We start from the raw sequence: 13892 nt of genomic DNA, 5'->3' as shown, positions 1-13892 counted from the left end.
GGAACAATTTTTCAAGGAACAACAATGTACTATCTCGGCTGCCCGATGTGGGCGAATCCACGCTGGCGCGACAGCCTTTTTAGCAATGACAGTCAGCCTGCCACTTTTTTATCCCAGTATGGTCGGTTTTTCAATGCTGTTGAAGGAAACACTACATTTTATGCCGCGCCATCACCACAAATGATCGCCCGCTGGGATCAGCAAAGTCCTGAAACATTCCGCTTTAACTTTAAAGTGCCAAAGTCAGTCAGCCATCAGTTTGCTGAACCAGCGGAACTGGAAAACTGGCTGAGGTTGATCCGGCCGCTACAACACAAAATTGGTTTTATTCATCTGCAGCTGCCGGCGAGTTTTGGCCCGGCACAGCTCCCTTATCTGTCGTCATTACTGCAACAAATACGAGCCGACTACCCCTGTGCTCTGGAAGTGCGCCATCCGGCGTTTTTCGATAAAGCACAGCAGCAACAGGCGTTACATCAGCAACTTCGAGCCACTCACACGGAGCGGTTATGTCTCGATAGCAGAGCTTTGTTCTCGGTGCCTGCGGATACCGCCGCACTGATCGATGCGCAGCAGAAAAAGCCACGGCTACCCGTACATGCCATAGCGCTCACTCTTCAGCCGGTGTTTCGCTTTATTGGACTGGACGATCTCGCAGCAAACCGGCCATTTTATCAGCCCTGGTTGCAGAAAATGCAGCAGTGGTGCAGTCAAGGTTGCACCCCTTACGCATTTTTTCACACGCCGGACAATGCGCAAGCACCCTTACTAGCGCGGCAGTTTGCGGCTGATTTTTTACAACTATCCGGCATATCCCATCCAGTCTTAGCTCCATGGCCTGTCTCGACCGTTGCATCACCAAAACCACAGCTGCAGCTATTTTAACTTTAGGCTGCCAACCCAACGGATAATCAGGCGACAGGGTTACGATGCTGCGATGAAATCGGTTAAACTAACGCATTATTGCCGCTCAGCCCTGATTTTATTATGCAAAAAGATTTTATTTACGCCGAGCCTTTGGCTCAGATCCAGGATTTCTGCTTTGACGCCACGGTCGCTGAAGTCTTTCCGGACATGATCCAGCGCTCGGTGCCGGGTTATCAAACCATAGTGCAAACCATCGGCAAACTGACGCAAAAGTACCAGCAGCCTGCAAGCCGTTATTATGACTTAGGCTGTTCGTTAGGCGCTGCCAGTCTCGCCATGCGCCGCCAACTGACGGATGCCGGAAGCCGGATTATCGCGATTGATAACAGCCCGGCGATGGTTGAGCGTTGTCAGCGCCACCTACAATCATTTCGCTCGGACGTGCCACTCGAAGTGTTACTTGCTGACATCCGTGACGTGGAAATTAATAACGCGGCTATTGTGGTGAGCAATTTCACCCTGCAATTTTTGCCAAAGCAACATCGGGATGAACTGGTGGCGCGGATTTATCAGGGATTAAAACCGGGTGGTATCTTTATTCTGTCAGAAAAAATTGTGCTGGATAACCCACAAACGCATGAATTACTGATTGATTTACATCATGATTTTAAACGCGCCAATGGCTACAGTGAACTGGAAATCAGCCAAAAACGCAGTGCGCTGGAAAATGTGATGTTGCCGGATACTATTGAGGAACATCAACAGCGCTTCCGGCAGGCCGGTTTTAGCAGCAGTGTGGTTTGGTTCCAGTGTTTTAATTTTTGCTCCATGGTCGCGATTAAAGAACCGGAGCCATCAGATGCTTGAATTTAATAAGTTTTACGGCGAAATCGCCCAAAACGCTTTGCATCAATGGTTAGAAGTGTTGCCGGCGCAATTGGCCAACTGGCGCAAAGAAGCACTGCACGGCGATTTTAAGCAGTGGCAAAAAGTCCTGGCTCACTTACCAAAAACTCAAACCACCGCCATCGAATTGACCGAACAGGTTAGTTTTGGTCATGCCGATGAACTGTCGGCAGGCGCCAAACAGCGATTAGAAGTGTTGCTGAAACAACTGATGCCGTGGCGCAAAGGCCCTTTTACGCTACACGGATTACAGATTGACACCGAATGGCGTTCGGACTGGAAATGGGATCGGGTGTTACCTCATTTGGCGCCATTGCAGCATCGGCTGGTGTTAGATGTCGGTTGTGGCAGCGGTTATCACTTATGGCGGATGCGCGGCGCTGGTGCCGAATTTGTGGTTGGCATTGATCCAAGTCAGTTGTTTTACGCCCAATTTGAAGCCATTAAGCATTTTAATCCGGATCCAAAGGTGCATTTAATTCCGATTGGTATCGACGAGATGCCGGAGTTAAAAGCCTTTGACACGGTATTTTCGATGGGTGTGCTCTATCACCGTAAATCACCGATCGACTTTTTACAGCAACTGAAAAACCAATTGCGCCCTGGTGGCCAGCTGGTACTGGAAACTTTGGTGGTCGAAGGCGATGCCACTACCGTGCTGGTGCCGGGTGAACGTTATGCCAAAATGCGCAATGTCTGGTTTATTCCAAGTTGTGACGCCTTATTGGGCTGGTTGCAACGCGTTGGGTTTAATGATGCCAAAGTGGTTGATTTAAATCAGACTTCACTCGATGAACAACGTAAAACCAACTGGATGGAAAATGAAAGTCTGGTTGATTTTCTCGACCCGACTGATCATAGTAAAACCATCGAAGGTTATCCGGCCCCATTGCGGGCGGTAATTATTGCAACTGCCTGATTGGCAGAAGGAGAATTATGCCGTACCGGCCAAAATCGACTCTGGAGCAATGGCGCATTTTGCAGGCCGTAGTCGATGCCGGCGGTTATTCTCAGGCGGCCGATTTACTCAATAAAAGCCAGTCCAGCCTGAATCATGCAGTGGCAAAACTGCAAAACCAACTTGGTGTCGAACTGCTGCAGGTAATTGGCCGCAAAGCCTTTTTAACCGAAGCCGGTGATGTGATGCTACGCCGCTCCCGTATTCTGACCCAGCAAATTGAAGACTTAGAGCTACTTGCCGCCAGTATTGATATGGGTTGGGAACCGGAAATCCGCATTGCGGTCGAGCTGGTGTACCCAAAAGAATTTTTATACCAGGCCTTGGCGCAATTTCATCCGCTGAGTCGCGGCAGCCGGATCCAAATTATCGACACCGTGATCACCGGCACCACCGAAGTCATTCTGGAAGGTAAAGCTGATTTAGTCATTGCCGCAACAGGGGTCATCCCACGCGGTTATTTGGGCGAGCCGATTTGTGTGGCTCATCTTATTCCGGTGATTGGTGCCGCGCACGCACTGGCGCAGCATAAACAGCTGGATTTAGATGAACTGAGTCAACATCTACAAATTGTGATCCGCGATACCGCCAGCAAACCAATGGAAGGCCCGGGCGGCTGGCTCAAAGCCGAGCAGCGCTGGACCGTTAGTAACTTTTATGAGGCGATTGAAATCATCAAAAGTGGTATTGGCTTTTGCTGGTTGCCCGAACATCTGGTAAAAAACCTGATTGCAGAAGGCGTTTTGCGCCGGTTGCCACTGACCCAAAGCTCGGAGCGACTGGCACCAATGTCACTGTTAACACCTAAAGAAGAAAAATTAGGGCCGGGTAGCCGGCAACTCCGTCAATTGATCCTTGCCATCCATGGCAAAACAGGAAGTCCGCTATGAGCACTCAACCAGAACTTAATAATTTAATGCAGCAATGTGCTGCCGATGCAGTGCAGTTTGCCTCAGAAGAATACCAAATCAACCTTGATTTCAATTTGGAAAGCTTGTCGCTGGTCGATACCATTTTAAGCCGGCTACATGAAGTCAATCGTCAACAACGCTTCAGTGACGAGCATATGTTTACCTTGTGTAATATTTACGCCGCTTATCTCGGACAGATTTTTATCAGTGTGGTTGGTGGCGAATGGATCCATCAAAAAGCCGATGAAACTGCACCTTATGTCAGTCTGAACTACAACAACCGCGAGTTTCCGCTGGCATCGTTGTGCTTTCACAAAATCACCAAAGACGTCCATTTAAGTGTGCGTGAATATATCAGTCAGGCGATGAGCAACGTGATGCAATAATGTCATGCGATCAGGTCATACCATAAAGTAAACTGCATCAGCCGAGCCTTAATCCTTTTGTCTGACGCCAGAACAGGGTAAAATGCGGCGGATTTTTTGACCCGTATTCATTTTGCCATCGAGGATTACCGTGAGCGAACAAAAAACTTCGTTAAGTTACAAAGATGCAGGCGTAGATATTGATGCTGGTGAGGCTTTAGTCGACCGGATCAAAGGTGCTGTTAAACGTACCACCCGCAAAGAAGTAATTGGTGGCCTCGGTGGTTTTGGCGCTATGTGTCAAATCCCAGCCGGTTATAAAGAACCAGTTCTGGTATCGGGCACTGACGGCGTCGGTACCAAGTTAAGACTGGCCATCGACTTAAATCGCCACGACAGCGTTGGCATCGATTTAGTCGCTATGTGCGTCAACGATATCGTGGTTCAGGGTGCTGAGCCATTGTTTTTCCTCGATTATTATGCCACCGGCAAATTAGATGTTGATGTAGCGGCCAGTGTGGTCAATGGCATCGCTGATGGTTGTGAACAATCTGGTTGTGCCCTGGTTGGCGGCGAAACCGCTGAAATGCCGGGCATGTACCATGCAGGCGACTACGACATCGCCGGTTTCTGCGTTGGTGTGGTTGAAAAAGCCGACATCATCGACGGTTCTAAAGTCAAAGCTGGTGATCAGATCATCGCGCTGGCTTCTTCAGGCCCGCACTCCAACGGTTTCTCTCTTATTCGTAAAATTATCGAAGTCAGCGGTCAAACTCCAGACGTGATGCTGGAAGGCAAAACCCTGGCCGACCATTTAATGGCGCCGACGCGCATTTATGTGAAAAACCTGCTGGCACTGATTAAAGCGGTTCCGGTACACGCGCTGTGTCATATCACTGGCGGTGGTTTCTGGGAAAATATCCCGCGGGTCTTACCTGAACAGACCAAAGCTGTTTGTAATGAACAAAGTTACCAGTGGCCAGCCGTGTTTGACTGGTTACAGCAACAAGGCAACGTCACCCGTCACGAAATGTACCGCACTTTTAACTGTGGCGTGGGAATGATTGTGGTGGTGAGTGCTGACAATCTGGCTCCGGCACTGAAATTCCTGCAGGACGCTGGCGAAACTGCCTGGCACCTGGGTGAAATTCAAGCAGCTGCTGAAGGCGAAGCACAGGTTGTGATCCCTGGCGTGAATGCTTAATTCCTTATGAAATCAATCGTTGTACTGATTTCAGGCAGTGGCTCAAATCTGCAGGCCATCATCGATGCTTGTGCGGCTGGCTTTATTGCCGGTCGCATCAGCGCCGTCATTTCCAATAAAACCGGGGTTTTTGGCTTGCAGCGCGCCGCAGAAGCGGATATTCCGGCTGTGGTACTCGACCATAAAGCGTACCCGGATCGGCAAAGTTATGATGCGGCATTGCTGCAGAGCATCGATAGTTTTCAGCCTGATTTAGTGGTATTGGCCGGTTTTATGCGCATCTTAACGCCTGAATTTGTCGGCCATTATCAGGGACGTTTATTAAATATTCACCCTTCGTTATTGCCAAAATATCAGGGTTTGCATACGCATCAGCGCGCATTGGATGCCGGCGACACCCAGCATGGCTGCAGCGTGCATTTTGTAACAGCAGAGCTCGATGGTGGACCTGTGGTATTACAGGCCAAAGTGCCTATTTTTGCCGGTGACGATGCAACAGAAATAGCCGGGCGTGTACACGATCAGGAACACCGCATTTACCCGCTAGTGGTACGTTGGTTTTGTCAGGGACGTTTACAACAGCAGGCAGATAAGGCATTGTTGGATGGCCAGATTTTATCAGACCATGGATATGCCGACGATGATGATCACGACAATTCATAAATGGCGCCTGATGGCGTCATTTTTTTGCCTTGCCATTTCGCAGATGGTTGCCGCGCAAACGACTACTGTTGCAACAGAAGCAACAACTAAACCTATCGCCCCTGTAGCCACCGATGCAGCCGTTGGCTTTAAGCCATTTGAAGCCAGTTATCAAATCTTCCGATCCGGTAAAAAACATGGCGAAGCTTCACGTTATTTAAAACGGGATGGTGTCGGTTATGAACTTGGTTATAACAGCAAAATCAGCTGGTTAGTCTTTAAAGATGAACGCAAAGAGCGTTCGCGGTTTGTGATTGAACAAGGGCGGCTCAAACCAAGTCATTATCTGATGCAACGCTCAGGCACTGGCCCAAGTCGTCATTATGAACTGAGCCTCGATTGGGCGCAGAAACAGTTAAAAACCGAAAAAAAGCAGGTCGTCAAACAAATTCCATGGAATGAGCAATGGCTGGACATGCTCAGTTTCCACGGCCAGATTGTGTTGGATATCCAACAGGGTAAAACTGATTTTGTCTACGACGTGTTGAACCGTCATGGTGAAACCCGCACTTACAAATACAAAGTGGCGACTGAAGAGTGGTTGTCATTGCCTTATGGCAAGGTCAAAGCCATCCGCATTGAGCGTTATGGCCAGGGCCCGGATAAACAGGTCTATGCCTGGCTGGCACCGGAGCTGGATTATCTGCTGGTTCGATTGTGGCAATCAGAAGATGATGTTGAACAATTTGATGTGCAGCTGAGCACCTATCAGCCGCAGTAGTTCTGCGTTTAGCTATTCAAAACCCAGATCCACGTCAACACAGGTTGAACTTACAGCAGTTCAACCTTTTCACCAGCCTTAAACAAACAAGCTTCGCCTGGTGCCATTGCTTGCCACCGCTCGTTGGTGGTTAGTGGCAAGGTCGCGACGATTGTAACCACGTCATTGGGGGTGGTTTCCTGACTGAAATCGATATCGACATCCACATCGGATAACTGCGCAGTGCCAAACGGCGCCCGGCGGGTGATCCAGTGCAATTTAGTGCTGCAATAACAAAATAAATATTCGCCATCCGATAACAACAAGTTAAACACGCCCTGCTGTTTTAATCGATCAGAGAGCTTTTTAATCAAGCGAAACAGCTGCTTACGGGCGGGTGGTTTATCGGGGTAACGTGCGGCCAGCTCCGACAAAATAAAACAAAAAGCTGATTCGCTATCGGTGGTGCCCACTGCTTTAAAGCGGCCTTGTGGCAAGGATTTATAGTCTTTTAGCTGGCCATTGTGAGCGTATGTCCAATAACGTCCCCATAATTCCCGCGTGAACGGATGGGTATTTTCCAGCGCTACCCGGCCGCGATTGGCCTGACGTACATGCCCGACCACCACATTACTTTTTATCGGGTAATCGGTGACCAACTTCGCGACTTCTGACTGATGACTGGCCTGGGCGTCTTTAAAGGTGGTGACACCTTTGCCCTGATAAAAAGCAATGCCCCAGCCGTCTTTATGCGGACCGGTATTACCGCCCCGCTCCTTCAGACCTTTAAAGCTAAAACAAATATCGGTCGGCACATTCGCCGACATCCCCAGCAGTTCACACATATATTTATTTGATTGGATATTCCTATTTATTAGATCCAGAGGTTAGCAATGTTCAGCGGATATCCACAACCCCAAACCAGCCATTTTGCCTGTAAAACCGACATTGCGCAGGTCTAACCAGAAAAGTTGACACTGAATCAACTACACTGAAGCAGGAATCACTTGCATCTTCGGCCGATCCACTTTAGGCTAAACCCGTTAGTGGTCAGACCTCTTATCTGGAGATAATTATGGATGTGTTAATCTTTATCGCTGCGTTGCTGTTTGCAATCGGCATTTTGGCCTATCACCGGGCCAGCCTTACCTTGTTTACCGGCGCTATCGCCGCTTTATTAGTCGCCGGCACTTTCGCCGGAACTGTTGGCATTGTTAGCTGGCTGATTTTTGCCGCTATCACCATTCCTTTGAATATTGCCAGCATTCGCCAGCAACATATCACCAAACCGCTGTTAAAACTGTACCGCAAAATTATGCCGGAAATGTCCACCACGGAAAAAGAAGCCATCGATGCCGGTACCACCTGGTGGGAAGGTGATTTATTTCGTGGCAACCCGGATTGGCATAAGCTGCACAATTTTCCAAAACCACGCCTGAGCGCCGAAGAACAAGCCTTCCTGGATGGCCCGGTCGAAACGCTGTTGGCGATGGTTGATGACTGGCACACCACGCATGACCGCGCCGATTTAGCGCCGGAAGTGTATCAATATTTAAAAGATCAGGGCTTCTTTGCCATGATCATCAAAAAGCAGTATGGCGGCCTGGAATTTTCAGCTTTCGCTCAATCTTGTGTACTGCAAAAATTAACCAGCAAAAGCATGGTGTTATCGAGCGTCGTTGGCGTACCTAACTCGCTTGGCCCAGGCGAATTGCTGCAGCACTATGGCACCAAAGAGCAGCAGGACCATTACCTGCCGCGTTTGGCCAAAGGTTTAGAAGTGCCATGTTTTGCCCTGACGTCACCGGAAGCCGGTTCTGATGCCGGCGCCATCCCGGATTTTGGTATTGTCTGTAAAGGCCAATGGCAAGGTGAAGAAATTCTCGGTATGCGTCTGACCTGGAACAAACGTTATATCACGCTGGCGCCGATTGCTACCGTGCTTGGCTTAGCGTTTAAGTTGCAGGATCCGGACAATCTGCTGGGTGATAAAACCGATTTAGGTATTACCTGTGCGTTGATCCCGGTCAGCACACCTGGCGTGAAAATCGGCCGTCGTCACTTCCCGTTAAACGTACCATTTCAGAATGGTCCGACTCAGGGCGACGATATTTTTGTGCCGCTTGATTACATCATTGGCGGTCCAAAAATGGCTGGTCAAGGCTGGCGGATGCTGGTGGAATGTTTATCGGTGGGCCGCGCTATTACCCTGCCTTCGAACAGTACCGGCGGTATTAAAGCTGCGGCGATGGCGACCGGTGCTTATGCCCGTATTCGTCGTCAGTTCAAATTGCCAATCGGCAAAATGGAAGGCGTGGAAGAAGCAATGGCGCGGATTGGCGGATACGCTTATATGGCCGACGCTTCAACAACGATGTCCGTTGGCTCGATTGATTTAGGCGAAAAACCGTCGGTGATTTCTGCTATCACCAAATATCACATGACTGAACGGATGCGTCAGGCGGTGATTGATGCGATGGACGTGCATGGTGGTAAAGGCATCTGTATGGGCCCGAACAACTATTTAGCCCGTGGTTATCAGGGTGCGCCGGTGGCGATTACTGTTGAAGGCGCTAACATTCTGACCCGCAACATGATTATCTACGGTCAGGGTGCTATTCGTTGTCATCCATATGTACTTGCTGAACTGCAAGCTGCCCAGCTAGATGACGAACGCGCTGCAGTCACCGCCTTTGACCGCGCTTTATTTGGCCATATCGGTTTTAGCATCAGTAACTTCTTCCGTACCTTCTGGTTGTCTTTAACCAACGCCGCGTTCTCGCATGCACCGGTTAAAGATGAAACGGCCAGTTACTACAAGCAGATGAATCGCTTCAGTGCTTCTCTGGCGTTGATGTCAGATATTGCGATGGCGACCATGGGTGGTGACTTAAAACGCCGTGAGCGGATTTCTGCCCGCCTTGGAGATATCCTGTCGATGCTGTATTTAACGTCGACCATTTTGAAAAAGTACCACGATGAAGGTCGTCAGGTGCAGGATTTACCGCTGGTGCAATGGGGCTGTGAAGACAATCTGGCCAAAGCACAGCTGGCGCTGGATGAACTGTTCGACAACTTCCCGAACCGGATTGTGGCGAATGTGCTGAAACGTGTGGTATTCCCTTGGGGCCGCTTGCTGCGCCGTCCAAGTGACGCGCTGGACCACAAGGTTGCACGCATCATGCAAACGCCTTGTGAAGCCCGCACACGGCTTGGTAGCCACTTGTATCTGACGCAGGAGCCAAACAATCAGTTAGGTCTGCTGGAAAAAGCGCTGACTGACATTCTGGCCGCCGAACCGCTGTTTGATAAAGTGGTGCATGCTGCGAATAAACGTCTGCCATTCTATCGTTTAGGTGAAGTGGCTGATCTGGGTCTGGAGCTTGGTGTATTGAGTCAGGCTGAAGCTGAGAAACTGCGGATTGCTGAAGCAGGTCGATTGCATGTGATTAATGTTGATGATTTTGATCCAATCGATCTGGCTGCTGATAAGTCGCTGTTTGATGCCAAACCAGCAAGCAAGACTGAACAAGCTGCTTAAGCGGGATCTATAGCCCTAGCAATATCAAAGCGTTTAAGATGACTAGCCGGCCATAGCGCCGGCTTTTGTTATGCCCGACTGTCGGCGTTACCAAAACACTGGTTTTTCCTTTTTTGTCGACTATGCTAATTAATAAATTCGGGACAGGATGTCACAACAATGTTCAAGTCTTGGTTCGCGCCCGCACCCCGCTATCGCATGCAATTAGCCCATCAAATCATCGATATTTCACCTAACCAGACGGTGCTGCAAAGCGCGCTGCTGCACGGTGTGAACATTCCGCATGGGTGTAAGGCCGGTGGCTGTGGCATGTGCAAATGCCGTCTGATTAGCGGCAAGGTCGAACAGATCATTGAAAATACTGCAAAGCTAACTGCAACAGAACTGAACTCCGGCATTATCTTCGCTTGTTGCAGTGTTGCAAAAACCGATCTGCGGGTCGAGATTATTACGAATTCAGTGACGATGAGCACGAGCCGGGATCAGGCACCAGCCAGGGTTTAGCGGCGATAAAGCAATTTGTTTCGGCAGTTGCATCGAATTGAAGAAGTACTAAGAAAATAGCTGTAATTAGGATAGAACGATGAGTTGAGCGTAAATTTGAACAGAAACTTTTTGAGGGAGAATGGTCGGTGATGCAAGATTCGAACTTGCGACCCCTTGGACCCAAACCAAGTGCGCTACCAAGCTGCGCTAATCACCGACTATGAACTCTTTGATTTCGTAGAACTTATTTGGACCGAAGTCCTGAATTGAATGGGGTGGCTGATGGGGCTCGAACCCACGACAACCGGAATCACAATCCGGGGCTCTACCAACTGAGCTACAGCCACCACGGTCTCAATTCAAACATATCTTTAAGTGAGTGGCGCGTCCGATAGGACTCGAACCTATGACCCACGGCTTAGAAGGCCGTTGCTCTATCCAGCTGAGCTACGGACGCAACAAGTGCAGTCACAGAGCGCATACCAACTTAAAGATGGTCGGTGATGCAAGATTCGAACTTGCGACCCCTTGGACCCAAACCAAGTGCGCTACCAAGCTGCGCTAATCACCGACTACGTTACACTAGTGCAACGGGGCGCAATATTACAACCCGACCCCGTATGCGTCAAACGTTTTTTTAGTGAAAAAAACTGTTTGCCTATAATTTGAACCTTCTGGCGGTTTTCCGCTGCAAAAGCATGCAATTTCACTGATTTTACAGAAATTTCCGCCGCGCCAACCATTGTACTTGGCGCATTGTGGCCTGCTGTGAGAAAATACGGCAACTTTTCAGATTTGGATCAGAGGCGCTTGATGGCAGCACAAATTATTGACGGTAAAGCAGTTGCTCAGGCGACCCGCGGACAAGTGGCACTGCGAGTTCAGCAACGACTGGCAGCAGGAAAACGGGCACCTGGCCTAGCGGTCGTGTTAGTCGGTGCCGATCCGGCGTCGCAAGTGTATGTTGGCAGCAAACGCAAAGCCTGTGAAGAAGTCGGTTTTGCTTCCTTTTCTTATGACCTACCTGCTGACACCAAACAACAGCAACTCTTCGATTTGATTGACGAGCTTAATGCCGATACCAGCATCGATGGTATTCTGGTGCAATTGCCGTTACCAGCTGGTTTAGACGCTTCCGCCATCCTGGAACGGATTAATCCGTTGAAAGACGTCGACGGTTTCCACCCTTACAATATTGGCCGTTTAGCACAAAGGATGCCGGCACTACGTCCTTGTACACCCAAAGGCATTATTAAGCTGCTGCAGAGCACCGGAGTGCAAATCCGCGGTATGGACGCTGTCGTGGTAGGCGCTTCCAACATTGTCGGCCGTCCAATGGCGCTGGAGCTGTTATTAGCCGGTTGCACCACCACCATCTGCCACAAATTCACCAAGAACCTGGAGCAGCAAGTGCGCCGCGCAGATTTATTAGTGGTGGCTGTTGGTAAACCAGAATTTATTCCGGGCGATTGGGTAAAACCAGGTGCGCTGGTGGTCGATGTTGGTATTAACCGATTGGATTCCGGCAAGTTAGTCGGTGATGTCGAGTTTACTAAAGCGGTTGAACATGCTCGTTTTATCACGCCAGTACCTGGTGGCGTTGGCCCGATGACCGTCGCCTGTTTGATTGAAAACACGCTGGAAGCTTGCGAGCAGTTTCACGATTTAAGCTAAGCCTTGGTTGTGATCGGCTGTTTTAAACACAACAGCCATAAAAAAACGCGGTCCAGCCGCGTTTTTGTTTTTTACTTTTGCTAAGTTAGCAATAGTCGATTAGCCACGACGCCAGCTGGTGACACCGTTTTTATCTTCGACCACAATGCCTTTGGCAGTCAGTGCGGCACGCGCTTCATCAGCAGCCGCCCAATCCTTGTTTAATCTGGCTTGATTGCGTTTGACAATCAAAGCTTCAATTTCTGCCACATCGTCATCAGAACCGCCGGCCTGCAGGAAAGTTTCAGCATCGCCTTGCAAAATACCCAGCACTTCACCCAGTTTCACCAGCACAGCGGCCAGTTCTGAGGCTTTCGCCGGGTTCTGCTCTTTTTCTTTGTTAATTTCACGCGCCAGTTCAAATAATACCGGCAGTGCCAGCGCCGTATTAAAATCATCATCCATCGCTTGGTTAAACTGCGCCACATAAACGCTGTCGAGTGCAACTTCAGTTGCTGGTGTCACGCCACGCAGTGCGGTGTAAAGACGCCCTAAAGCCGCATGCGCTTGCTGCAGGTTCTCAGCGCTGTAATTGAGCTGACTGCGATACTGGCTGGAAATCAGGAAATAACGCACTGATTCGCGGTTATATTCGGCCAATACGTCTTTGACGGTAAAAAAATTGCCTAAAGATTTGGACATTTTTTCTTTGTCGACCTGCACCATACCGGTGTGGATCCAGGTATTGACGTACTTGGTTCCATGCGCGCAGCATGACTGGGCAATTTCGTTTTCATGATGCGGGAACTGCAGGTCAGAACCACCGCCATGAATATCAAAATGCGCACCTAAATGCTTGGCACTCATCGCCGAACATTCGATATGCCAGCCCGGACGACCCGCGCCCCATGGCGATTCCCAGCTCGGCTCGCCTGGTTTGGCCATTTTCCACAACACAAAATCCAGCGGATCGTCTTTGCTTTGATCCACTTCCACCCGGGCGCCTGCTTGCAGCATATCCAGATTTTGTTGGCTCAACTGACCGTATTTCTCATAGGTGCTTACATCAAACAGCACATCACCATCGACGGCGACATAGGCATGCTTTTTCTCAAGCAGCGTTTGAATTAATTCAATGATTTCAGCCATATGGGTGGTGACCCGTGGCTCGATATCGGCAGGTAATAAACTCAGCGCGTTAAAATCAGCATGCATGGCTTCGGTGTAGCGGGCCGTTAATGCATCACAGCTTTCACCATTTTCATTGGCGCGGCGGATAATTTTGTCGTCAACATCGGTGATATTGCGCACATAAGTGACGTCATAACCGGAAAAGCGCAAATAGCGGTTGATAACGTCAAAAGCCACATAAGTACGGGCATGGCCAACGTGACAGAAATCATAAATTGTAATACCACAGACATAAAGGCCGACTTTGCCTGGTTGCATTGGCACAAACGTCTCTTTTTGACGGCTCAGGGTATTGTAAATCTGTAACATGATTTCCTCGGATAAACGCTGACAGCGAAAAAGCGATAGTGTAACACCGGTGTTTAAGCGCGGCTACGGTCTGTTGGCGCTCGATCTGGCTTTGTGTTC

Annotated in this window: 13 protein-coding genes and 4 tRNA genes; 11 read left to right on the top strand and 6 right to left on the bottom strand. The window is 49.5% G+C overall.

Features of this window, described 5'->3' with window-relative positions:
* Positions 1-24: 24 nt before the first annotated feature.
* From EOE67_RS05785 to EOE67_RS05750, 8 genes are all read left to right on the top strand, one after another.
* Positions 25-885, top strand: a complete 861-nt coding sequence (locus EOE67_RS05785; protein ID WP_127698096.1) for a DUF72 domain-containing protein — start codon at positions 25-27, stop codon at positions 883-885.
* A gap of 102 nt (positions 886-987) precedes the next feature.
* Complete coding sequence (gene cmoA, locus EOE67_RS05780) at positions 988-1734, top strand: carboxy-S-adenosyl-L-methionine synthase CmoA (protein WP_127698095.1); 747 nt, start codon at positions 988-990, stop codon at positions 1732-1734.
* Entirely contained in the window at positions 1727-2692 is a 966-nt protein-coding gene (gene cmoB / locus EOE67_RS05775; protein ID WP_127698094.1) for a tRNA 5-methoxyuridine(34)/uridine 5-oxyacetic acid(34) synthase CmoB, read from the top strand. The genes cmoA and cmoB overlap by 8 nt, the downstream gene beginning before the upstream one ends.
* 17 nt (positions 2693-2709) lie before the next feature.
* Positions 2710-3621, top strand: a complete 912-nt coding sequence (locus EOE67_RS05770) for a LysR family transcriptional regulator (RefSeq protein WP_127698093.1) — start codon at positions 2710-2712, stop codon at positions 3619-3621.
* On the top strand, positions 3618-4028 hold the full coding sequence (locus EOE67_RS05765) for a hypothetical protein (protein ID WP_127698092.1): 411 nt from the start codon (positions 3618-3620) through the stop codon (positions 4026-4028). Before EOE67_RS05770 ends, EOE67_RS05765 begins: the two co-directional genes overlap by 4 nt.
* Before the next feature lie 130 nt (positions 4029-4158).
* On the top strand, positions 4159-5211 hold the full coding sequence (gene purM, locus EOE67_RS05760) for a phosphoribosylformylglycinamidine cyclo-ligase (protein WP_127698091.1): 1053 nt from the start codon (positions 4159-4161) through the stop codon (positions 5209-5211).
* A 6-nt stretch (positions 5212-5217) separates the two neighbouring features.
* Positions 5218-5874: a phosphoribosylglycinamide formyltransferase gene (gene purN / locus EOE67_RS05755; RefSeq protein ID WP_127698090.1), complete on the top strand. Its 657-nt coding sequence runs from the start codon at positions 5218-5220 to the stop codon at positions 5872-5874.
* Positions 5816-6634, top strand: coding sequence for a DUF3108 domain-containing protein (locus tag EOE67_RS05750; protein ID WP_127698089.1), 819 nt, complete (start codon positions 5816-5818; stop codon positions 6632-6634). Before purN ends, EOE67_RS05750 begins: the two co-directional genes overlap by 59 nt.
* 50 nt (positions 6635-6684) lie before the next feature.
* On the opposite strand, the gene EOE67_RS05745 is transcribed toward EOE67_RS05750, so the two are convergent.
* The gene (locus EOE67_RS05745) at positions 6685-7458 is read right to left on the bottom strand and encodes a class II glutamine amidotransferase (RefSeq protein WP_127698088.1); all 774 of its coding nucleotides are present in this window, start codon (positions 7456-7458) and stop codon (positions 6685-6687) included.
* Positions 7459-7688: 230 nt separating this feature from the next.
* On the opposite strand from EOE67_RS05745, the gene fadE reads away from it, so the two are divergent.
* Together fadE and EOE67_RS05735 are read left to right on the top strand one after the other, a co-directional pair.
* Entirely contained in the window at positions 7689-10154 is a 2466-nt protein-coding gene (fadE, locus tag EOE67_RS05740) for an acyl-CoA dehydrogenase FadE (RefSeq protein ID WP_127698087.1), read from the top strand.
* Between the two features lie 159 nt (positions 10155-10313).
* On the top strand, positions 10314-10658 hold the full coding sequence (locus EOE67_RS05735; protein ID WP_127698086.1) for a 2Fe-2S iron-sulfur cluster-binding protein: 345 nt from the start codon (positions 10314-10316) through the stop codon (positions 10656-10658).
* 122 nt (positions 10659-10780) lie between these two features.
* Here EOE67_RS05735 and EOE67_RS05730 read toward each other — a convergent pair.
* From EOE67_RS05730 to EOE67_RS05715, 4 genes are all read right to left on the bottom strand, one after another.
* A tRNA-Pro gene (locus tag EOE67_RS05730) sits at positions 10781-10857 on the bottom strand.
* Between the two features lie 54 nt (positions 10858-10911).
* Positions 10912-10987: transfer RNA gene (locus EOE67_RS05725), tRNA-His, on the bottom strand.
* 33 nt (positions 10988-11020) lie between these two features.
* A tRNA-Arg gene (locus EOE67_RS05720) sits at positions 11021-11097 on the bottom strand.
* A gap of 37 nt (positions 11098-11134) precedes the next feature.
* A tRNA-Pro gene (locus tag EOE67_RS05715) sits at positions 11135-11211 on the bottom strand.
* Between the two features lie 242 nt (positions 11212-11453).
* Between EOE67_RS05715 and folD the strand changes: the two genes are divergently transcribed.
* A complete protein-coding gene (folD, locus tag EOE67_RS05710) occupies positions 11454-12314 on the top strand; it encodes a bifunctional methylenetetrahydrofolate dehydrogenase/methenyltetrahydrofolate cyclohydrolase FolD (protein ID WP_127698085.1) in 861 nt (286 codons plus the stop codon).
* A 99-nt stretch (positions 12315-12413) separates the two neighbouring features.
* On the opposite strand, the gene cysS is transcribed toward folD, so the two are convergent.
* A complete protein-coding gene (gene cysS, locus EOE67_RS05705; protein ID WP_127698084.1) occupies positions 12414-13793 on the bottom strand; it encodes a cysteine--tRNA ligase in 1380 nt (459 codons plus the stop codon).
* Positions 13794-13892 lie beyond the last annotated feature (99 nt).

Origin of the sequence: Rheinheimera riviphila (assembly GCF_004005945.1) — a bacterium.
In the GTDB taxonomy this organism is placed as follows: domain Bacteria; phylum Pseudomonadota; class Gammaproteobacteria; order Enterobacterales; family Alteromonadaceae; genus Pararheinheimera; species Pararheinheimera riviphila.
This window is presented reverse-complemented; position numbering and strand designations above follow the sequence as displayed.

What these genes read in the sequence shown, in the direction of transcription:
- EOE67_RS05785 (WP_127698096.1), top strand. Translation starts at nt 25, where the DNA reads ATGTACTATCTCGGCTGCCCGATGTGGGCGAATCCACGCTGGCGCGAC.
- cmoA (WP_127698095.1), top strand. Translation starts at nt 988, where the DNA reads ATGCAAAAAGATTTTATTTACGCCGAGCCTTTGGCTCAGATCCAGGAT.
- cmoB (WP_127698094.1), top strand. Translation starts at nt 1,727, where the DNA reads ATGCTTGAATTTAATAAGTTTTACGGCGAAATCGCCCAAAACGCTTTG.
- EOE67_RS05770 (WP_127698093.1), top strand. Translation starts at nt 2,710, where the DNA reads ATGCCGTACCGGCCAAAATCGACTCTGGAGCAATGGCGCATTTTGCAG.
- EOE67_RS05765 (WP_127698092.1), top strand. Translation starts at nt 3,618, where the DNA reads ATGAGCACTCAACCAGAACTTAATAATTTAATGCAGCAATGTGCTGCC.
- purN (WP_127698090.1), top strand. Translation starts at nt 5,218, where the DNA reads ATGAAATCAATCGTTGTACTGATTTCAGGCAGTGGCTCAAATCTGCAG.
- EOE67_RS05750 (WP_127698089.1), top strand. Translation starts at nt 5,816, where the DNA reads ATGGCCAGATTTTATCAGACCATGGATATGCCGACGATGATGATCACG.
- EOE67_RS05745 (WP_127698088.1), bottom strand. Translation starts at nt 7,458, where the DNA reads ATGTGTGAACTGCTGGGGATGTCGGCGAATGTGCCGACCGATATTTGT.
- fadE (WP_127698087.1), top strand. Translation starts at nt 7,689, where the DNA reads ATGGATGTGTTAATCTTTATCGCTGCGTTGCTGTTTGCAATCGGCATT.
- EOE67_RS05735 (WP_127698086.1), top strand. Translation starts at nt 10,314, where the DNA reads ATGTTCAAGTCTTGGTTCGCGCCCGCACCCCGCTATCGCATGCAATTA.
- folD (WP_127698085.1), top strand. Translation starts at nt 11,454, where the DNA reads ATGGCAGCACAAATTATTGACGGTAAAGCAGTTGCTCAGGCGACCCGC.
- cysS (WP_127698084.1), bottom strand. Translation starts at nt 13,793, where the DNA reads ATGTTACAGATTTACAATACCCTGAGCCGTCAAAAAGAGACGTTTGTG.